18 protein-coding genes are annotated in these 18,207 nt (G+C 73.0%); 7 read left to right on the forward strand and 11 right to left on the reverse strand.

The window, feature by feature from the left end:
• Positions 1-7 precede the first annotated feature (7 nt).
• Positions 8-721, forward strand: coding sequence for a respiratory nitrate reductase subunit gamma (gene narI / locus BMW67_RS06515; RefSeq protein ID WP_072746327.1), 714 nt, complete (start codon positions 8-10; stop codon positions 719-721).
• Entirely contained in the window at positions 718-1,557 is an 840-nt protein-coding gene (locus BMW67_RS06520; protein ID WP_072746326.1) for a peptidylprolyl isomerase, read from the forward strand. The genes narI and BMW67_RS06520 overlap by 4 nt, the downstream gene beginning before the upstream one ends.
• A gap of 60 nt (positions 1,558-1,617) precedes the next feature.
• On the opposite strand, the gene BMW67_RS06525 is transcribed toward BMW67_RS06520, so the two are convergent.
• The 4 genes from BMW67_RS06525 to tkt form a co-directional block, all read right to left on the reverse strand.
• Positions 1,618-2,547: a class I fructose-bisphosphate aldolase gene (locus tag BMW67_RS06525; protein WP_072746325.1), complete on the reverse strand. Its 930-nt coding sequence runs from the start codon at positions 2,545-2,547 to the stop codon at positions 1,618-1,620.
• A 114-nt stretch (positions 2,548-2,661) separates the two neighbouring features.
• The gene (locus BMW67_RS06530; RefSeq protein WP_072746324.1) at positions 2,662-3,855 is read right to left on the reverse strand and encodes a phosphoglycerate kinase; all 1,194 of its coding nucleotides are present in this window, start codon (positions 3,853-3,855) and stop codon (positions 2,662-2,664) included.
• A gap of 72 nt (positions 3,856-3,927) precedes the next feature.
• A complete protein-coding gene (gene gap, locus BMW67_RS06535) occupies positions 3,928-4,929 on the reverse strand; it encodes a type I glyceraldehyde-3-phosphate dehydrogenase (RefSeq protein WP_072746323.1) in 1,002 nt (333 codons plus the stop codon).
• Positions 4,930-5,403: 474 nt separating this feature from the next.
• Positions 5,404-7,422 (reverse strand): transketolase, encoded by a 2,019-nt coding sequence (gene tkt / locus BMW67_RS06540; RefSeq protein WP_072746322.1) that lies wholly within the window; start codon positions 7,420-7,422, stop codon positions 5,404-5,406.
• Between the two features lie 302 nt (positions 7,423-7,724).
• On the opposite strand from tkt, the gene BMW67_RS06545 reads away from it, so the two are divergent.
• Entirely contained in the window at positions 7,725-7,988 is a 264-nt protein-coding gene (locus BMW67_RS06545; RefSeq protein ID WP_072746321.1) for a hypothetical protein, read from the forward strand.
• Between the two features lie 27 nt (positions 7,989-8,015).
• The gene (locus BMW67_RS06550; protein ID WP_083581145.1) at positions 8,016-8,921 is read left to right on the forward strand and encodes a cell division protein ZapA; all 906 of its coding nucleotides are present in this window, start codon (positions 8,016-8,018) and stop codon (positions 8,919-8,921) included.
• A 674-nt stretch (positions 8,922-9,595) separates the two neighbouring features.
• On the opposite strand, the gene grxD is transcribed toward BMW67_RS06550, so the two are convergent.
• The 3 genes from grxD to purL all read right to left on the reverse strand — a co-directional run bounded on the left by grxD (position 9,596) and on the right by purL (position 12,495).
• A complete protein-coding gene (gene grxD / locus BMW67_RS06555; protein ID WP_072746319.1) occupies positions 9,596-9,961 on the reverse strand; it encodes a Grx4 family monothiol glutaredoxin in 366 nt (121 codons plus the stop codon).
• A 12-nt stretch (positions 9,962-9,973) separates the two neighbouring features.
• Positions 9,974-10,207, reverse strand: coding sequence for a BolA family protein (locus tag BMW67_RS06560; RefSeq protein ID WP_072746318.1), 234 nt, complete (start codon positions 10,205-10,207; stop codon positions 9,974-9,976).
• A gap of 80 nt (positions 10,208-10,287) precedes the next feature.
• Positions 10,288-12,495, reverse strand: coding sequence for a phosphoribosylformylglycinamidine synthase subunit PurL (purL, locus tag BMW67_RS06565; RefSeq protein WP_091764171.1), 2,208 nt, complete (start codon positions 12,493-12,495; stop codon positions 10,288-10,290).
• 74 nt (positions 12,496-12,569) lie between these two features.
• Between purL and BMW67_RS06570 the strand changes: the two genes are divergently transcribed.
• On the forward strand, positions 12,570-13,484 hold the full coding sequence (locus BMW67_RS06570; RefSeq protein WP_072746316.1) for a DMT family transporter: 915 nt from the start codon (positions 12,570-12,572) through the stop codon (positions 13,482-13,484).
• Positions 13,485-14,034: 550 nt separating this feature from the next.
• On the opposite strand, the gene purQ is transcribed toward BMW67_RS06570, so the two are convergent.
• The 3 genes from purQ to purC form a co-directional block, all read right to left on the reverse strand.
• Positions 14,035-14,712: a phosphoribosylformylglycinamidine synthase subunit PurQ gene (purQ, locus tag BMW67_RS06575; RefSeq protein ID WP_072746315.1), complete on the reverse strand. Its 678-nt coding sequence runs from the start codon at positions 14,710-14,712 to the stop codon at positions 14,035-14,037.
• Between the two features lie 53 nt (positions 14,713-14,765).
• Positions 14,766-15,005, reverse strand: a complete 240-nt coding sequence (gene purS / locus BMW67_RS06580) for a phosphoribosylformylglycinamidine synthase subunit PurS (protein WP_072746314.1) — start codon at positions 15,003-15,005, stop codon at positions 14,766-14,768.
• Positions 15,006-15,113: 108 nt separating this feature from the next.
• Complete coding sequence (purC, locus tag BMW67_RS06585; protein ID WP_072746313.1) at positions 15,114-15,875, reverse strand: phosphoribosylaminoimidazolesuccinocarboxamide synthase; 762 nt, start codon at positions 15,873-15,875, stop codon at positions 15,114-15,116.
• Between the two features lie 173 nt (positions 15,876-16,048).
• On the opposite strand from purC, the gene BMW67_RS06590 reads away from it, so the two are divergent.
• Together BMW67_RS06590 and BMW67_RS06595 are read left to right on the forward strand one after the other, a co-directional pair.
• Positions 16,049-16,366, forward strand: a complete 318-nt coding sequence (locus BMW67_RS06590) for a DUF1476 domain-containing protein (protein ID WP_072746312.1) — start codon at positions 16,049-16,051, stop codon at positions 16,364-16,366.
• 61 nt (positions 16,367-16,427) lie between these two features.
• Positions 16,428-16,625 carry a hypothetical protein gene (locus BMW67_RS06595; protein ID WP_072746311.1) on the forward strand — a complete coding sequence of 66 codons (198 nt, stop codon included), beginning with the start codon at positions 16,428-16,430 and terminating at the stop codon, positions 16,623-16,625.
• Between the two features lie 18 nt (positions 16,626-16,643).
• On the opposite strand, the gene purB is transcribed toward BMW67_RS06595, so the two are convergent.
• Complete coding sequence (gene purB / locus BMW67_RS06600) at positions 16,644-17,948, reverse strand: adenylosuccinate lyase (protein ID WP_072746310.1); 1,305 nt, start codon at positions 17,946-17,948, stop codon at positions 16,644-16,646.
• Positions 17,949-18,207: the final 259 nt, after the last annotated feature.

Here is an 18,207-nt window from a genome sequence, read left to right on the forward strand (position 1 = left end):
AAAGACGATGCATCACTTCCTTTTCGGCATCTATCCCTACATCGCCCTCACGGTCATGATCGTGGGCTCGATCGCCCGCTATGACCGCGACCCGTTCACGTGGAAAAGCTCGTCGTCGCAGCTTCTGCGCCGGCGCCAGCTGGTCGTGGGCTCGATCCTGTTCCATGTCGGCATGCTGGTCATCTTCTTCGGCCACCTGATCGGCCTTCTGACGCCCATCGCCGTGTTCGAGGCGCTGGGGATCAGCCACGGCGCCAAGCAGATTCTGGCCGTGGTCGCGGGCGGCGCGGCGGGCGTCATGGCGCTGGCGGGGGGCGGCATGCTGATGCACCGGCGCTGGACCGATCCGCGCATCCGCGCCACCTCGAGCGTCATGGACATGCTGATCCTGGCGCTGCTGCTGGCGCAGCTCGTGCTGGGGATCGGGACCATCTTCGTCTCGCTCCAGCATCTGGACGGCGAAGAGATGGTGCGCTTCATGGCCTGGGCCCAGGGCATCTTCACCTTCGACGCCGCCGCGGCCGACCACATCGCCGACGCCGCCCTGGTCTTCAAGCTGCACCTGTTCCTGGGGCTGACGATCTTCCTGCTCTTCCCCTTCACGCGGCTGGTGCACATCCTGTCGGGGCTGGCGGCGCCGGTGCGCTTCGCGCTGCGCAGCGGCTACCAGATCGTGCGCACGCGCCGGCAGGCGCGGGCGCGGGCGGGGGCGGGGCGATGAGCGCGCCCCTGTTCCCCGACGTCGTCGTCAACGGCCAGCGCATCCCCGCCGCGCAGGTCGCGGCCGAGGCCCAGCACCACGCCGCCCCGCGCGGCAAGCCGGGCCTTGCGTGGCGGGCGGCCGCGCGCGCCATGGCGGTGCGCGCGCTGCTCTTGCAGGAGGCGCGGCGCAGGGGTCTGCGCCCCGCCCCGGCCGAGCTCGCGCCCGGCCGCTTCGAGACCGAGGAAGAGGCCCTGATCCGCGCTCTTCTGGACGAGGCGGTGGCCCCGCCCGCGCCCGACGAGGCGGCCGTGCGCGCCGAATGGGCGCGCGATCCGGGCCGCTTCCGCGCGCCGCCCTTGTGGGAGGTCTCGCACATCCTCGTGCAGTGCGACCCGCGCGACGCCGCCGCGCGCGAGGCGGCGCTGCGCCGCGCCCGCGAGCTGGCCGAGCGCGTCCGCGCCCGGCCGCGCGACTTCGCCCGCATCGCCCAGGAAAGCAGCGACTGCGCCTCGCGCGCGGCGGGCGGCGCGCTGGGCCAGCTGCGGCCGGGCGATTGCGCGCCCGAATTCGAAGCCGCGCTGCGGCGCATGTCGCCGGGCGAGATCACGGCCGAGCCGGTGCTCAGCCGTCATGGTTGGCATGTGATTCGGCTCGAGGCGCGGGCCGATGGGCCGCCGCTGCCTTATGAGGCCGCGCGCGGGCGCATCCTCGAGGCGATGGAGAAGGCCGCCTGGGCGCGGGCTGCGCGCGCATTCGTGGCCGAGCTGGCCGCGCGCGCCCAGATCAGCGGCGTGGATCTGGCCCCTCCCCATGGCGCGGGCGGGGCCGCCGAAACCGCCGCCGCGCCCGGCTGACCGCCGGGCGCCTTCGCCAAGGGCGCGGCGGCGCCCCCGCCGGGGCGCCGCGGGTTCGGCTCAGGCCTTGCCCTTGTAGATGTCGATCAGGTCCGACAGCATCTTCAGCGCCTCTTCGCGCGGGCGCTGGAAGGTGTTGCGGCCGATGATCGAGCCGTTGCCGCCGCCGTCGCGGATGGCGCGCGCATCGTCATAGACCGAGCTGGCGCCCTTCTTCGCGCCGCCCGAGAAGACCACGATCCGGCGGCCGTTGAAGGCGGCCTGCATGCAGTGGCGCACGCGCGCGGCCTGGGTCGAGATGTCGATCTTCTGCTCTTCGTAGACCTTCTTGGCCTCGGGCAGCTCGAGGTGATCGGTCGAGAGCTTGATCTTGATGATGTGCGCGCCCAGCAGCGCCGCGATCTGCGCCGCATAGGCGGCGATGTCGATGGCGGTTTCGCCGTCCTTGCTCAGCGCCTCGCCGCGGGGGTAGGACCAGATCACGGTCGCCAGCCCCTTGGCGGCGGCCTCCTCGCGCATCTCCGAGATCTCCTCGAACATCTCGAGCCCGGCCGACGAGCCGGGATAGATCGTGAAGCCGATGGCCGAGCAGCCCAGCCGCAGCGCGTCGTCCACCGAGGCGGTGATCGCCTGGTCCTTGGGGGCCTCGGCCGGGATCAGCGAGTTGGCCGAGTTGGCCTTGAGGATCATCGGGATCTGCCCGGCGAAGGTGTCGGCGCCGGCCTCGAGCATGCCCAGCGGCGCGGCATAGGCGTTCAGCCCCGCATCGATGGCCAGCTGGAAGTGATAGTGCGGATCATAGGCCGCCGGGTTGGGCGCGAAAGAGCGCGCGGGCCCGTGCTCGAAGCCCTGGTCCACCGGCAGGATGATCATCTTGCCGGTGCCGCCCAGCTTGCCGTGCATGAGCATCCGGCACAGGGCGCCCTTCACGCCGGGATTGTCGGCCTCGTAATAGGAAAGGATCTTCTGGACGGTGCGCGTCGCTTTCATGTCTGTCCCTCTTGAAATGGCCGGCGGCGAAGGGCCGGCGGCGCGATGGTTCCGGCGCGCGCGGCGCCGAGGCGGGGGCCGCGTCCGCCGCGCAGGCGGTCGCGGCGCGGCGGTTCAGCAGGCTTCGAGCGCGGCGACGCCCGGCAGGGTCTTGCCCTCGAGCCATTCGAGAAAGGCGCCGCCCGCGGTCGAGACGTAGGAGAAATCCTGCGCCGCGCCCGAAGCGTTCAGCGCCGCCACCGTGTCGCCGCCGCCGGCGACCGACAAGAGCCGCCCCTCGCGCGTCAGCCTGGCGGCGTGGCGCGCGGCGGCGTCGGTGGCGGCGTTGAAGGGCGGCAGCTCGAACGCGCCGAGCGGGCCGTTCCACACCAGCGTGCGCGAGGCGTCGAAGGCCGCGCAGATGCGCGCGACGCTTTGCGGCCCGGCGTCAAGGATCATGGCGTCGGCGGGGCAGGCCTCGGCGGGGACGACGCGGCTGGGCGCGTGGGCCTTGAACTCTTCGGCCACGACCACGTCGACCGGCAGGATGATCTCGCAGCCGCGGCCCGCGGCCTCGCGCATGATGTCGCGCGCCGTGTCCAGCATGTCGCGCTCGCACAGCGAGCGGCCGACCTCGAGCCCCTGCGCTGCGAGAAAGGTGTTGGCCATGCCGCCGCCGATGACCAGCCGCTCGACCCGGCCCGAGAGGTTGCCCAGAAGGTCGAGCTTGGTCGAGACCTTGGCGCCGCCGACCACGGCGGCGACGGGGCGCTCGGGGCGGGCCAGCGCCTTTTCCAGCGCCTCGAGCTCCTTTTGCATCAGCCGCCCGGCGGCGCAGGGCAGGCGGCGCGCCAGCGCCTCGGTCGAGGCGTGGGCGCGGTGCGCGGCCGAGAAGGCGTCGTTCACATAGACGTCGCCCAGCGCGGCCAGCGCGTCGGCGAAGGCGGGGTCGTTCGCCTCTTCGCCCGGGTGAAAGCGCAGGTTCTCGAGCAGCAGGACCGCGCCTTCGGGCAGTTCGGCCACGGCCTGGGCGGCGACGGGGCCGACGCAGTCGGCGGCGAAGCGCACCGGCGCGCCCAGCGCCGCCTCGAGCGCGGGGGCGACGGGCGCCAGCGACATCTGCGGGTTCGGCTTGCCCTTGGGGCGGCCGAAATGGGCCAGCAGAATGGGCTTGCCGCCCTTGTCCAGCACCTCGCGGATGGTGGGCAGGACGGCGCGGATGCGCGTGTCGTCGCTGACGCGGCCGTCCTGCATGGGCACGTTCAGATCCACGCGGATCAGCACGCGCTTGCCGCGCAGGTCCAGGTCATCGAGCGTCTTGAACGTCATCCTTGCACCTTGTCGTTCGCCGCGGGGGCCGGTCATGCGAAGGGGGCGCGTCGCCGCGCCCCCCGGTTCGGATCAGAGGAACTTCGCCATGGCGACGGCGGTGTCGCTCATGCGGTTCGAGAAGCCCCATTCGTTGTCATACCAGCTGAGGATGCGGCACATCGTGCCGTCCATCACCTTGGTCTGGTCCATGTGGAACACCGACGAGCGCGGATCGTGGTTGAAGTCGACGCTGACCAGCTTCTCGTCCGTGTAGCCCAGGATCCCCTTCAGCTCGCCCTCGGCGGCCTCGCGGATGGCGGCGTTGATCTCTTCGGCCGAGGTCGGGCGCGCGGCGACGAAGGTCAGGTCCACCACCGAGACGTTGGGCGTGGGCACGCGGATGGCGACGCCGTCCAGCTTGCCGTTCAGCTCGGGCAGCACCAGGCCCACGGCCTTGGCGGCGCCGGTCGAGGTCGGGATCATGGACATCGCCGCGGCGCGGGCGCGGTAAAGGTCCTTGTGCATGGTGTCCAGCGTGGGCTGGTCGCCGGTGTAGCTGTGGATGGTGGTCATGAAGCCGCGCTCGATGCCGATGGCCTTGTTCAGCACATAGGCGACCGGGGCGAGGCAGTTGGTGGTGCACGAGGCGTTCGAGACCACCAGGTCGTCGGCGGTCAGCGCGTCGTGGTTCACGCCGTAGACGATGGTCTTGTCCGCGCCCGAGGCCGGCGCCGAGACCAGCACGCGCCTGGCGCCGTTCTTGAGGTGCAGGGCGGCCTTCTCGCGGGCGGTGAAGATGCCGGTGCACTCCATGGCCACGTCGACGCCTTCCCAGGGCAGCTCCTCGGGGTTGCGGATGGCGGTGACCTTGATCGGGCCGCGGCCGACGTCGATCGAGTCGCCGACCACCTTCACCTCGGCGGGAAAGCGGCCGTGGACGCTGTCATAGCGCAGCAGGTGGGCGTTCGTCTCGACCGGGCCGAGATCGTTGATGGCGACCACCTCGATGTCGGTCCGGCCCGACTCGACGATGGCGCGCAGAACGTTGCGCCCGATGCGCCCGAAACCGTTGATGGCGACCTTCACCGTCATGCTGCACTCCTCCAGAGTTTCAACGCCCGGCCGGTGCGGCGGGCTTGGGGTTCGCCGCGCTTATAGCCAAGGGCCGGGCGCTGCGGAAGCCGCGAAATGCCGCCGCCCGCCCCCGCCCCCCGCGCGAGGCGCGGCGCGATGGCGCGCGCGCCGGACGGGAAGACGCGGCGGGTCGGCGCGAGGGACGTCGCGCGGCGTCGGGGGCGAGGGGGCGCGCATGGGCGCGCCGCGGAGCGGGCCGGCCGGGCGCGACGCGCGCGCTGCTGCGCGGCGCGCCCCGGCGGGACGCGCCGCGCATCGACCGCGGCCGGTGCGTTCGAGAGCCCTGCGGGGGCCGCGCGGGCATGGGATGGCGACCCGCCCCGGGCCGGCGCGGCCGCCGTCCTGCCCGGCCGCCCCGCCCGCCCCCGGCGGGCGCAGGCGCGGTCGCCCGCAAGCGCGGATCCGGTCCCACGCCGCCGCGCGGCCGCGCCTTCAGAGCAGGTCGCGGACCTTTTGCGCCACGGCCTCGGCGGTGATGCCGAAATGGCGGTAGAGGTCGGGCGCCGGAGCCGAGGCGCCGAAGCCCTCCATCCCGACGAAGGCGGCCTTCTTCTCGGAGCCGCGCTCGCCGCACAGCCAGCGGTCCCAGCCGAAGGGGCTGGCGGCCTCGACCGCGACGCGCACGGGGCCGGCGGGCAGCACCTTGCGCCGATAGGCCTCGTCCTGGGCGGAGAACAGCTCCCAGCACGGCATCGAGACCACGCGCGCGCCGATGCCGTCGGCCTCGAGCAGCTCGCGCGCGGCAAGGGCGATCTCGACCTCCGAGCCCGTGGCCAGGATGATGGCGCGGCGCTTGTGGTCGGCCTCGGCCAGCACATAGGCGCCCTGCGCGGTCAGGTTGCGGTTGGTGTGGCGGGTGCGCACCGTGGGCAGGTTCTGCCGGCTCAGCGCCAGCACCGAGGGCGTCGAGCGGGCCATGAGCGCCAGCTCCCACGCCTCGGCCGTCTCGACGCCGTCGGCGGGGCGGAAGACGTTCATGTTGGGCGTGGCGCGCAGCATGGCCAGGTGCTCGACGGGCTGGTGGGTGGGGCCGTCCTCGCCAAGGCCGATGCTGTCATGGGTCATGACGTAGACCGTGCGCACGCCCATCAGCGCCGACAGCCGCATCGCGCCGCGCGCATAGTCCGAGAACACCAGGAAGGTGCCGCCATAGGGCGCGCAGCCCCCATGCAGAGCCAGGCCGTTCATGGCCGCGGCCATGCCGTGCTCGCGAATGCCGTAGAACACGTAGCGGCCCTTGCGGTTCTCGGGGGTGAAGGGTTCGAGATCCGGCGTGCGGGTGTTGTTCGAGCCGGTCAGATCCGCCGAGCCGCCGATCGTCTCGGGCATGACCGGGTTGATGACCGCCAGCGCGTTCTCGGAAGCCTTGCGCGTGGCCACCTTGGGCCGGGTTTCCGAGATCTGCTTCTTGAGGCGGCGGATGGCGGCGGACAGCTTCTTGGGCGGCTCGCCGGCGATCACGCGCGCGAACTCGGCCTGGCGCGCGGGCGACAGGCGGGCCATGCGCTCTTCCCAGGCGGCCTTCTCGGCCGCGCCGCGCTCGCCGATCGCCTTCCAGGCGGCGGCGACCTCGGCCGGGATCTCGAAGGGCGGGTAGGGCCAGCCGTAGATCTCGCGCAGGCGGGCGATCTCGTCGGCGCCCAGCGGCGCGCCATGGGCCGCGGCGCTGTCCTGCTTGGCGGGCGAGCCGAAGCCGATATGCGTGCGGCAGGCGACCAGAACCGGCGCGTCGGCGCCGCGCGCGGCCGTCAGGGCGCGGTCGATGTCGTCGGGATCATGGCCGTCGCATTCGAGCACCGTCCAGCCCGAGGCGGCGAAGCGCGCCTTCTGGTCGGTGACGTCGGCCAGCGAGACGGCGCCGTCGATCGAGATGCCGTTGTCGTCCCACAGCACGATCAGCTTGTTCAGCCGCTGGCGGCCGGCCAGGCCGATCGCCTCCTGGCTGATTCCCTCCATCAGGCAGCCGTCGCCGGCGATCACCCAGGTGCGGTGATCCACCGCCTTCTTGCCGAAGCGCGCCTGCATCGACTGCTCGGCCATCGCCATGCCCACGGCGGTCGCCAGGCCCTGGCCGAGCGGGCCGGTGGTGGTCTCGACGCCCGGGGCGTGGCCGTATTCCGGGTGGCCCGCCGTCTTCGCGCCCAGCTGGCGGAAGCGGCGCAGCTCGTCCATCGTCATGCCGGGCGCGCCCGTCAGGTGCAGCAGCGCGTAAAGCAGCATCGAGCCGTGCCCGGCCGACAGCACGAAGCGGTCGCGGTCGGGCCAGTCGGGCGAGGGCCCGTGGAATTTCAGGTGCCGCTCGAACAGCACGGTCGCCACGTCGGCCATGCCCATGGGCATGCCGGGATGGCCGGAATTGGCGGCCTGCACCGCGTCCACGGCCAGCATGCGCAGCGCGGCGGCCTTCATCCAGTGATCGGGGTGCTTGGCGCGAAGTTCGGAAATGTCCACGGCGTCGGTCTTCCTGCGAATGGCGCCCGTCGGGGGCGGGGCGCGTGTGGGGCTGGGCGGCGCGGGGCCATGCGGCGGGCCCGGCGGATCGGGGCGCACAATGCTTGCGGGGCGGGGCGGGGTCAAGCCGGGGGGCGGCGCGCGGCGCGGATCGTGGCGCGGCGGGGACTTGCGCGGCGCGCGCACGCCGACTCTCGAAATGATTCGCGTCCTGATGCTAGGTTCGGACAAGCGGGCTCCCGGGTGATTCGGCCGCGCCGCCGCCCGCGCGGCGCCGGCCGCAGACGCGAACGGAGGCAGGAATGAACGACGAAGCCGCGCGAAACGCCCCCGCCGGCGCGCGCCTGACCGCGGCGCGGCGCGCCTTCGCCGCGGCGCTCAGCGACCTCGAGGCCGCGGCGCACATGGCCGATGCGGCGCGCATCGAGGCGCTCGAGGACCGCATCGCCCGGCTGGAGGAAGAGCGCGCGCGCCTTCGCGCCGAGCTCGAGGCCATGCGCCGCGCGCGCGAGCTGGACGCGGCGATGATCGAGGAAGCGCTGAACGAGCTGCGCGCGGTGGTCTGACGCCGCGGCATCAGAGGGGACGAGTGCATGGCTGACATGGATCTGACGATCGGCGGGCGGGTCTATCGCGTCGCCTGCGCCGACGGCGAAGAGCCGCGCCTGGCGCGCGTGGCGGCCCTGCTGGCCGAAGAGGCCGACGCCCTGCGCGCCCGCTTCGGTCCGCTGGCCGAGGCGCGCGTGCTGCTGATGGCGGGGCTGATGGTGGCCGACAAGCTGTTGACCGAACGCGAAAGCCGCCCCGAGCCCGCCCCCATGGCCGAAGCCGAGGCCGAGGCGCGCGCGCAGGCGCTGGAAGAGGCGCTGGCCGAGGCCGACGAGCGCGCCCGCGCGCTCGAGCAGAGGCTTGAGCAGGCGCTGGCCATGCTGCGCGACGCGGAAGAGGCCGCCGCCGCGCGCGACGAGGGCGCGGGCGCCGACGCCGCCCGGCTTGCCGCGGCCGAGCTGCGGGCCGAGGCGCTCGAGGCGCGGATCCGCCGTCTCGAAGCCGCCGAGGAGGAGGCGGTGCGCGCGCTGGACGAGGCGACGCGCAAGGTCGTCGCCCTGTCGGCCGAGCTGCGCGCCGGCCTCGGCGACGCGCAGGATGATGACGACGCGCAGGACGATCTCGGCGACGACGTCGATCCGGCCGGGCAGGATGCGGAGCCGGGCGGCGCGGCCGATGCCGCCGACGACGCCGAGGCGGACGCGGCCGAAGCGCCCGGCGCAATGGGCGGCGCTGCGGAACACGGCGCGAAGGAACACGGCGCGAAGGAACACGGCGCGAAGCACGGCGCAGCCGCGGGCGCCGCGGGCCAGGAGGCGCCCGAACGCCCCGCTTCGGCCGGATCGAGCGCCGGCGAACAAGCCGCCCCTGCGCCCGCGCCCGCCGATGGCCGCGATGCGGGGCAGCTTGACCTTCTGGGTCCCGAGCCGTCCGATTCGGGCAAGAGCTGAAGGCGGGGCTTGCCGCCGAGCGGGCCGTGACGCCCGCAGCCGCTTCATCCGGCGTCTCGGGGCGCCGCGAAGGTCGTGGCGCGGACCGGCCGAAGCGGGCGCGCCAGGCGGCGCGGATGGCGCGAGGGCTGGGCCGGGGCGGGAGAGCATGGCGCAAGCGGCGCCGCGCGCCCGGGCCGGGGCGACTGGGGCCGAGGCGCCGGAGGCCGAGGCGACGGGGGGCGACGGGGGACGACGGGGGCCCCGGTGCAGCGGTGCGCCTGGCCGGGCGCAGCCCTCCAGACCGGCGGGCCCCAAGGCGACCCGAGCGCAGCCGCGCCGCGGACAGCCGGCCGGAACGGAAGCGGCGCGGCGCGCGAACCCGCTCTTGATCCCCCGATCTTGACCCATGCCGCGCGGCCCGTCGCCGCCGAATCCGAGAGCGGGATCGCAAGGGCCGCGTTCGGTCGGCGCCATGGCGCGGGCTGAAGGGCGGGGGACGGCGGCGCGGGCGCGACCTTGTTCGAACGCCTTTTCTTCTAAGGCGGCTCTTCGCACGGAACGCGCCCGCGCGGTCGGGGACCGGCGGGCGCGGATTCGGGGCGCTGCTGGGCGGGGCTTGGGGGCGGGGCTTGGGGGCGGGGGGCTTGGCCGCGGTCCGCGTCCCCGCCCGGCGCCCCCGCCCGGCGCCGTCGTCAGGCGTTGGCTTCGCGGATGCGGTCGGCGGCTTCCTTGTCGAAGGGAATGCCCTTTTCCTCGAACAGCTTGTCCAGCTCGCCGGACAGGGTCATCTCGGTGACGATGTCGCAGCCGCCGATGAACTCGCCCTTCACGTAAAGCTGGGGAATGGTCGGCCAGTCCGAGAATTCCTTGATGCCCTGGCGCAGGGACTCGTCGGCCAGAACGTTCACGTCCTTGAACGGAACGCCCATATAGGTCAGCACGCCCGCCACGCGGGACGAGAACCCGCATTGCGGCATCGAGGCGGTGCCCTTCATGAACAGCACGACGTCGTTGTTCTCGATCTCGGCCTTGATCGCGTCATGCGCTGGATTGGTCATGTCTTTTCTTCCTCAGTCGGGGGCGCGGGTGGTCAGAGCCAGGGCGTGAAGCTCGCCGCCCATCCGGCCCTTGAGCGCGGCGTAGACCGCGCGTTGCTGTTGCACGCGGTTGAGGCCGCGGAACGCTTCGGACACGACGGTGGCCGCGTAGTGGTCGCCGTCGCCGGCCAGGTCCACGATCTCGACCTGCGCGTCGGGGAAGGCTTCCTTGATCAGCCGTTCGATCTCGGCCGCTTCCATGGCCATGGCCGCACTCCTTCATCAGGTTGGTCGCTTCGGATGTAGACCGCCCGGCCCCGCGCGGCAAGATGCGGGCGCGGCGGGCGTCAGGCCTCCGACACGATGCGGGCGAAGCCGCCCTCATGCGCGGCGCGCAGGTCGGCCAGCGAGACGCGCGCGCCGCCCAGCGCCACGGCGTCGCCGCCGGCCGCGCCGACGCGCCGCGCGGGAACGCCGGCGGCCCTTGCGCGCGCCAGCAGCGGCTCGAGCGCCTCGGGCGCGCAGGAAACCAGGTAGCGGGCCTGGTCCTCGCCGAAGAACCAGGCGGCGGGGGTCATGCCCTCGGGCGGGCCGTCGAGCGTCGCGCCCACGCCCGCGGCCAGCGCCATCTCGGCCGCGGCCACGGCCAGCCCGCCGTCGGACAGGTCATGGGCCGCGCGCGCCAGCCCCTCGGCGCCCAGGGCGCGCACCAGCTCGCCGGCGCGCCGCTCGGCGGCCAGATCGACGGGCGGCGGCGGGCCCTCTTCGCGGCCGAACAGTTCGGCCAGATAGGCCGAGCGACCCAGATGGCCGCGCGTCTCGCCGATCAGGACCAGCGCGTCGCCCGCGGCGGGCGCCATGCGGATGGCGCGCGCCACGTCCTCGAGCAGCCCGACCGCGCCGATGGTCGGCGTGGGCAGGATCGCCTGGCCGTCGGTCTCGTTGTAGAGCGAGACGTTGCCCGACACGATCGGCATGTCCAGCGCCCGGCACGCCTCGCCGATGCCCTCTATGCAGCCGACCAGCTGGCCCATGATCTCGGGCTTCTCGGGGGTGCCCAAATTCAGGTTGTCAGTGGCCGCCAGCGGCCGCGCGCCGGTGGCGCACAGGTTGCGGAAGGCCTCGGCCACCGCCTGGCGGCCGCCCTCGACCGGATCGGCGACGCAGTAGCGCGGGGTCACGTCGGCGGCGAAGGCCAGCCCCTTGCGCGTTCCGTGCACGCGCACCACGCCCGCGTCCGAGCCCGGGCGCACCACCGTGTCGGCCAGCACCATGTGGTCGTATTGCTCCCACACCCAGCGGCGCGAGCAGCCGTTCGGCCCGCCCATCAGCCGCGTCAGCGCCTCGGCCGGGTCCATCTGCGGAACCTCGCCCAGCGGCGCGGCGGGCGGCGTCGGAACCCAGGGGCGGTCGTATTCGGGCGCCTCGCCCGACAGCGCCTTGAGCGGCAGATCGGCCTTCACCTCGCCGTTCAGCATGACCAGGAAGCGGTCCTCGGCGATGGTCTCGCCGACCACGGCGAAGTCCAGGTCCCACTTCTCGAAGATGGCGCGGGCCTCGGCCTCCTTCTCGGGACGCAGGACCATGAGCATGCGCTCTTGCGATTCGGACAGCATCATCTCGTAGGCGGTCATGCCCTCTTCGCGGCAGGGGACCTTCTCGAGATCGAGGCGCACGCCCAGATCGCCCTTGTCGCCCATCTCGACGGCCGAGCAGGTCAGCCCCGCCGCGCCCATGTCCTGGATCGAGATCACCGCCCCCGAGGCCATCAGCTCGAGGCACGCCTCGAGCAGGCGCTTTTCGGTGAAGGGGTCGCCGACCTGGACGGTGGGGCGCTTCTCCTCGATCGAGTCGTCGAACTCGGCCGAGGCCATGGTCGCCCCGCCGACCCCGTCGCGGCCCGTCTTGGCGCCCAGATACACCACCGGCATGCCCACCCCCGAGGCGGCCGAGTAGAAGATGCGGTCGGCCTGCGCCAGCCCGGCGGCGAAGGCGTTGACCAAGCAGTTGCCGTTGTAGGAGCGGTGGAAGCGCACCTCGCCGCCGATGTTGGGCACGCCGAAGCAGTTGCCGTAGCCGCCGATTCCCTCGACCACGCCGCGCACCAGATGGGCGGTCTTGGGGTGGTCGGGCGCGCCGAAGCTGAGCGCGTTCATCGCCGCGATGGGGCGCGCGCCCATGGTGAACACGTCGCGCAGGATGCCGCCCACGCCCGTCGCCGCGCCCTGGTAGGGCTCGATGTAGGAGGGGTGGTTGTGGCTCTCCATCTTGAAGACCACGGCCTGGCCGTCGCCGATGTCCACCACGCCGGCGTTCTCGCCCGGGCCGCAGATGACCTGCGGGCCCTCGGTGGGCAGGGTGCGCAGCCATTTCTTCGACGACTTGTACGAGCAGTGCTCGTTCCACATGGCCGAAAAGATGCCCAGCTCGGTGAAGGTCGGCGTGCGGCCCAGAAGGTCGAGGATGCGCTGATACTCGTCGGGCTTGAGGCCGTGATCGGCGGCCAGCGCCTGGGTGACCGTGGGCTCTTGCGGGGTGGCGGCGGATGCGGACATGGTGGCCTCGTCGTTGCTCGGCCCGCTTCTAGCCGAGCGCGGCGTCGGAGAAAAGCGCGCTGTGGAGGAGCGCCATGGACGAAGAGGCTCCCGCGCCCGCGCGCATGGCCGTCGGCTACGCCGCCGCGGCCTTCGCGGTGCTGGTCTGGGCGGGATGGATCGTGGCCACGCGCCAGCAGGTGCGCGGCTCGGCGCCGCTGGACATCGCGCTGGTGCGCTATGGCGTGCCGGCGCTGCTGCTGGCGCCGATCTGGCTGCGGCGGGGCCTGCTGCCGGCGGGCGAGCGCTTCTGGCCCCTTGCCGTGATGACGATCGGCTGGGGCGGTCCGTTCGTGCTGCTGACGGCGAAGGGGCTCGAGACCGTGCCCGCGGCGCTGTTCGGCCCGATGGTGCCGGCCACGCTGCCGCTTTTCGTCGCCGCCTGGGACCGTTTCGCCGAGGGGCGGGCCATCGCGCCCGAGCGCGCGCTTGGCCTGGCGCTGATCCTTGCGGCGGGGGCGCTGATCGTGGGGCCGGCGGCGCTGCGCGGCGATGCGGGGTTCTTCGCCGGCGCGCCCTTTCTGCTGGCCGCGGCGGCGGGCTGGGCGGCCTTCACCATCGCCTTTCGGCGCACGCGGCTGTCGGGGCTCGAGGCCACGGCCTATGTCAGCCTGTGGAGCGCGCCTTTCCTGCTGGCCGCCGCCGCGGCGCAGGGCGTGGGGCTGGGGCGGCTCGAGGCCGGGCAGCTGGCGCTGATGGTCCTGGTGCAGGGCGTGCTGTCGGGCGTGGGCGCGGTGGCGGGGTTCGGCCTGGCGGTGCGGGCGCTGGGGGCGGCGCGCACCTCGTCGCTGACCTCGCTGGTGCCGGCGCTTGCGGCGGTGGGGGGGTGGCTGTTGCTGGGCGAACGGGTGGCGCCGGCTTCGTGGGCGTCGGTGATCCTGGCCTGCGCGGGGGTGGCGTTGACGAACGGCGCCGGCGCGGGCCTGCGGCGACTGGCGCGCGGGCGCTGAAGGGCGCGCGCGGGCGGGACTTGCGCCGCGCGCGGTCGGGCCGAAGGGGCCGCCTTCGCCCGAGCGGGCGCCGCGCCGGGGGCGGATGGCGCAACGCCCCGCGAAAGGGACGCGCCCAGGCGGCGTGCGGGACTGGGCCGGCGCCGCGTTCCCGGCGCGCGCATCGGCGCAGGGCATCGTCCCGATCCCGGCGCGGGCCGGTTTCCAGGGTGGCCCGGCGGCCCCGGACGCGGCGCCGCGCGCATCGTCCGGCGGCGCGCGGCGGCGCGGGCGAGGTCGCGCGAGGCGCCGGCCCGCTCCGCGTCTTCTCCGCGTCTCCGCGGCCCGAAAATGCAGCGCGGGCAGGCCCGAGGCCCCCGCTCCGCGCCGCCTGCCAGGGACGTGGCTTCGCGCCCATGCGCGCGGCGGCGGGCGCGGGCGGGCCCCGGGGCGAAGGCGGCGCAGCGGCCCTGGTTCGGCCCCGGGCGGTTCCTCGCGGGTCGGTTCTGAGCGGAGCTTGTTTGAGCGGGGCGGTTCTGGGCGGTTCGGAGCGGGGCGGGCCTGGGCCGGCTCAGGCGTCCATGAGGGCGCCGGCCAACCCCTCGAACAGCGCCGCGCCGTCGGTTCCGCCCAGAAGCGGGTCGTTGGCGCGCTCGGGATGCGGCATCATGCCCAGGGTGCGGCGGTTGGCCGACAGGATGCCGGCGATGTCCTCGGCCGAGCCGTTGGGATTGTCGCCCGGCGCGTAGGCGAAGGCGATGCGGTCCTCGTCGCGCAGGCGCGCCAGCGTCTCGGGCGGCGCGACGTAGCAGCCGTCGTGATGGGCGACGGGGATGACGATGCGCGCCCCGGCCTCGTAGCCGCGGGTGAAGGGGCTGTCGGCGGTGACGACGTTCAGCGCGACGTCGAGGCACACGAATTTCAGCCCCGCGTTGCGCATCAGCGCGCCGGGCAGCAGCCCGGCCTCGATCAGCACCTGGAAGCCGTTGCACACCCCCAGCACATGCCCGCCGCGGGCGGCGAAATCGGCCACGGCGCGCATGATGGGCGAGCGCGCCGCGATGGCGCCGCAGCGCAGATAGTCGCCGAACGAGAACCCGCCCGGCAGCGCCACCAGGTCAAGCCCCGGCGGCAGCGCGGCGTCCTTGTGCCAGACCATGGCCGGCCGGCGACCCGTCGCGCGCTCGAGCGCCACGGCCATGTCGCGATCGCAGTTCGATCCCGGAAAGACGATCACCGCCGATTTCATGCCGTGCTCTCCTGTCGCGCCCCGCCCGCGCGGCCCGTTCGGGCGCCGCGCCGTCAGAGGATCTCGATCTGGTAGTTCTCGATGACCGTGTTGGCGAGCAGCTTCTCGCACATCTCGCGCACGCGGGCGCGGGCGGCCTCGGGGTCGGCGTCGGCCAGCTCCAGCTCGATGACCTTGCCCTGGCGCACGCGCTCGACCCCGTCGAAGCCCAGCGCGCCCAGCGCGTGACGGATGGCCTCGCCCTGCGGGTCGAGAACGCCGCTCTTGAGGGTGATGTGGACGCGTGCGCGCATGGTCTCGCCTCCGTCTGGGCCGCCGAGTCGGCGGCGGTCGTCCCTGTTCGCCGAGGCTTTACGCCATCGCGCCGCCAATGGCGAGCGCCAAGGCGCGCCCGCCCCGCTTCAATGCACCAGCTGGGGACCCGTCTTGCCGCTGCCGCCGCGCGGCATGATCCCCAGGCGCGAGGCGACCTCGGCGTAGGCGTCGGTCAGGCTGCCCAGATCGCGGCGGAACACGTCCTTGTCCAGCTTGCGCCCGGTGCGCAGATCCCACAGCCGGCAGCTGTCGGGGCTGATCTCGTCGGCGACGACGATGCGCTGGAAGTCGCCCTCGTAGATGCGGCCGCACTCGATCTTGAAGTCGACCAGCCGGATGCCCACGCCCAGCATCATGCCGGCCAGGAAGTCGTTCACCCGCAGCGCCAGGGCGATGATGTCGTCCACATCCTGCTGGCTGGCCCAGTTGAAGGCCAGGATGTGCTCTTCGGTGACCATCGGGTCGCCCAGCTTGTCGTCCTTGTAGTAGAACTCGATGATCGGGCGGGGCAGGGCGGTTCCCTCCTCGATGCCCAGGCGCTTGGAGAGCGAACCGGCGGCGACGTTGCGCACCACCACCTCGAGGGGGATGATCTCGCACGCGCGCACCAGCTGCTCGCGCATGTTCAGGCGCTTGATGAAGTGCGTGGGCACGCCGATCGAGTTCAGACCGCTCATGATGTGTTCGGAGATGCGGTTGTTCAGCACCCCCTTGCCCTCGATCACGTCCCGCTTCTCGGCGTTGAAGGCGGTGGCGTCGTCCTTGAAGTGCTGGATCAGGGTGCCCGGCTCGGGGCCTTCGTAGAGGATCTTCGCCTTGCCTTCATAGACCAGTCTGCGCCGCGCCATGTTCGGGGCCTCCGGAGAAATGCCGCAAGGCGCGCGAATGGGCTTCGCGCGCCGGGAAGCCGCTCTATAGGCGCAAGCGGGGCGGGCCGCAAGGATTCGCGCGCGCGCCTCTATACTTGGGTCGCCGCAGCGCCTAAATGTCATGGCAGTTGGATCCCCAAGCGGAGGACGAGATGACCACCTTCGACGAACGCGAGCAGGCCTTCGAGAAGAAGTTCGCCCACGACGCCGAGATGCAGTTCAAGGCCATGGCGCGGCGCGACCGCCTGCTGGGCCTGTGGGCCGCCGAGAAGATGGGCCTGCGCGGCGAAGAGGCCGAGGAATACGCCAAGTCGGTGGTGATCGCCGATCTCGAGGAGGCGGGGGACGAGGACGTCTACCGCAAGGTGGCCGCCGACCTCGAGGCCAAGGGCCTGCCGACAGACGATCTGCGCGCCAAGATGGCCGAGCTTCTGGCCGAGGCCAAGGCGCAGGTGATGAGCGAGGCCTGAGCGCCCGCCAAGGCGCCCATCGGCCCGCGCCCGCCGCGGGCCGCAGGAACGGAGAGCGCCCATGCTTGCGCTGTTTCGCATGGCGCTGGGCCTGATCGCGCCGACGCTGGCGGGCGTCGGCGCGGTGGTCTGGCTGGTGATCCCCGATGCGGGCCGCGTGCTGTCGCTGCCCATGGCGGCGGCGTTGGGGGGGCTGGCGGCCGTGCCCGCGGCCTGGCTGGCGGCGCGGGCGCTGTCGCAGGGCGGGGGCCGGCGCTGAGGCGCGCCGGCGCCGCGCTCAGGCCTCGCCGAAGACGCGGCGGAAGATCGTGTCGACGTGCTTGGTGTGGTAGCCCAGATCGAACTTCTCCTCGATCTCTTCGGGGCTAAGCGCCGCGGCGACGTCGGGATCGGCCTTCAGCTCGGTCATGAAGTCGGCGCCCTGCTCCCACACCTTCATGGCGTTGCGCTGGACCAGGCGGTAGGCGTCCTCGCGGCTGACGCCCTTTTGCGTCAGCGCCAGCAGCACGCGCTGCGAGTGGATCAGGCCCCGGAACCGGTTCAGGTTCTTCATCATGTTCTCGGGGTAGACCACCAGCTTGTCGATGACCCCGGTCAGGCGCGCCAGCGCGAAGTCCAGCGTCACGGTGGCGTCCGGGCCGATCATGCGCTCGACCGAGCTGTGAGAGATGTCGCGCTCGTGCCAGAGGGCGACGTTCTCCATCGCCGGCAGCGCATAGGCGCGGACCATGCGCGCAAGGCCGGTCAGGTTCTCGGTCAGCACGGGGTTGCGCTTGTGCGGCATGGCCGAAGAGCCCTTCTGCCCCGGCGAGAAGTATTCCTCGGCCTCGAGCACCTCGGTGCGCTGAAGGTGGCGGATCTCGGTGGCGATGCGCTCGACCGACGAGGCGATCACCGCCAGCGTCGAGAAGAACATCGCGTGCCGGTCGCGCGGAATGACCTGGGTCGAGATCGGCTCGACCTCGAGGCCCAGCTTGCGCGCCACATGCTCTTCGACGCGGGGGTCGATGTTGGCGAAGGTGCCGACGGCGCCCGAGATGGCGCAGGTCGCCACCTCGCGCCGGGCCTCGGCCAGGCGGCGGCGGTTGCGGTCCATCTCGGCATAGGCCTGGGCCATCTTCAGGCCGAAGGTCACCGGCTCGGCATGGATGCCGTGGCTGCGGCCGATGCACACGGTGTCCTTGTGCTCGAAGGCGCGGCGCTTGAGCGCGGCCAGCAGCGCGTCCAGATCGGCCAGCAGGATGTCGGCCGCCCGCACCAGCTGGATGTTGAAGCAGGTGTCGAGCACGTCGGACGAGGTCATGCCCTGGTGCACGAAGCGCGCCTCGGGGCCCACATGCTCGGCCAGATGGGTGAGGAAGGCGATGACGTCGTGCTTCACCTCGCGCTCGATCTCGTCGATGCGGGCCACGTCGAATTCGACGTCGCGGGCCTTCCAGACGGCCTCGGCGGCCTCCTTGGGGATCACGCCCAGCTCGGCCTGCGCGTCGCATGCATGGGCCTCGATCTCGAACCAGATGCGGAACTTGGTCTCGGGCGACCAGATGGCGGCCATTTCGGGGCGGGAGTAGCGGGGGATCATGGGCTGTCCTCGTGCTGGAGCCGGTCCGGGGGCCGCGACGGGCCCGCGCGCAGGCGGGGTAGCAAGCCGCGCGCGCGCGCGCAAGCCGCGCGGCCCGCGCCGCGCCGGGTCCGACGCGACGGGCGCGACCGACCGCCCCGCGCGGGGGCGCATGACACGGGGCTGCGCAAGAGGGCGGCGCGGGGGCGGCCGCCCGGCCCCGTCGCGGCGGGGGCGGCGACGGGATTTCGTCCGGGGGGGGGGCGCCTTCGCCTTGCCT

This window comes from Oceanicella actignis, from assembly GCF_900111545.1.
Lineage (GTDB): Bacteria > Pseudomonadota > Alphaproteobacteria > Rhodobacterales > Rhodobacteraceae > Oceanicella > Oceanicella actignis.

Bases quoted from the DNA above. Each gene is read 5' to 3' on its own strand.
- grxD (WP_072746319.1), bottom strand. From the start codon at position 9,961: ATGACCAATCCAGCGCATGACGCGATCAAGGCCGAGATCGAGAACAAC.
- purL (WP_091764171.1), bottom strand. From the start codon at position 12,495: ATGTCCGCATCCGCCGCCACCCCGCAAGAGCCCACGGTCACCCAGGCG.
- BMW67_RS06530 (WP_072746324.1), bottom strand. From the start codon at position 3,855: ATGACGTTCAAGACGCTCGATGACCTGGACCTGCGCGGCAAGCGCGTG.
- purB (WP_072746310.1), bottom strand. From the start codon at position 17,948: ATGATCCCCCGCTACTCCCGCCCCGAAATGGCCGCCATCTGGTCGCCC.
- BMW67_RS06525 (WP_072746325.1), bottom strand. From the start codon at position 2,547: ATGAAAGCGACGCGCACCGTCCAGAAGATCCTTTCCTATTACGAGGCC.
- BMW67_RS06560 (WP_072746318.1), bottom strand. From the start codon at position 10,207: ATGGCCATGGAAGCGGCCGAGATCGAACGGCTGATCAAGGAAGCCTTC.
- purS (WP_072746314.1), bottom strand. From the start codon at position 15,005: ATGCGCGCACGCGTCCACATCACCCTCAAGAGCGGCGTTCTCGACCCG.
- BMW67_RS06595 (WP_072746311.1), top strand. From the start codon at position 16,428: ATGCTTGCGCTGTTTCGCATGGCGCTGGGCCTGATCGCGCCGACGCTG.
- BMW67_RS06520 (WP_072746326.1), top strand. From the start codon at position 718: ATGAGCGCGCCCCTGTTCCCCGACGTCGTCGTCAACGGCCAGCGCATC.
- BMW67_RS06550 (WP_083581145.1), top strand. From the start codon at position 8,016: ATGGCTGACATGGATCTGACGATCGGCGGGCGGGTCTATCGCGTCGCC.
- BMW67_RS06590 (WP_072746312.1), top strand. From the start codon at position 16,049: ATGACCACCTTCGACGAACGCGAGCAGGCCTTCGAGAAGAAGTTCGCC.
- purC (WP_072746313.1), bottom strand. From the start codon at position 15,875: ATGGCGCGGCGCAGACTGGTCTATGAAGGCAAGGCGAAGATCCTCTAC.
- narI (WP_072746327.1), top strand. From the start codon at position 8: ATGCATCACTTCCTTTTCGGCATCTATCCCTACATCGCCCTCACGGTC.
- purQ (WP_072746315.1), bottom strand. From the start codon at position 14,712: ATGAAATCGGCGGTGATCGTCTTTCCGGGATCGAACTGCGATCGCGAC.
- BMW67_RS06545 (WP_072746321.1), top strand. From the start codon at position 7,725: ATGAACGACGAAGCCGCGCGAAACGCCCCCGCCGGCGCGCGCCTGACC.
- BMW67_RS06570 (WP_072746316.1), top strand. From the start codon at position 12,570: ATGGACGAAGAGGCTCCCGCGCCCGCGCGCATGGCCGTCGGCTACGCC.
- gap (WP_072746323.1), bottom strand. From the start codon at position 4,929: ATGACGGTGAAGGTCGCCATCAACGGTTTCGGGCGCATCGGGCGCAAC.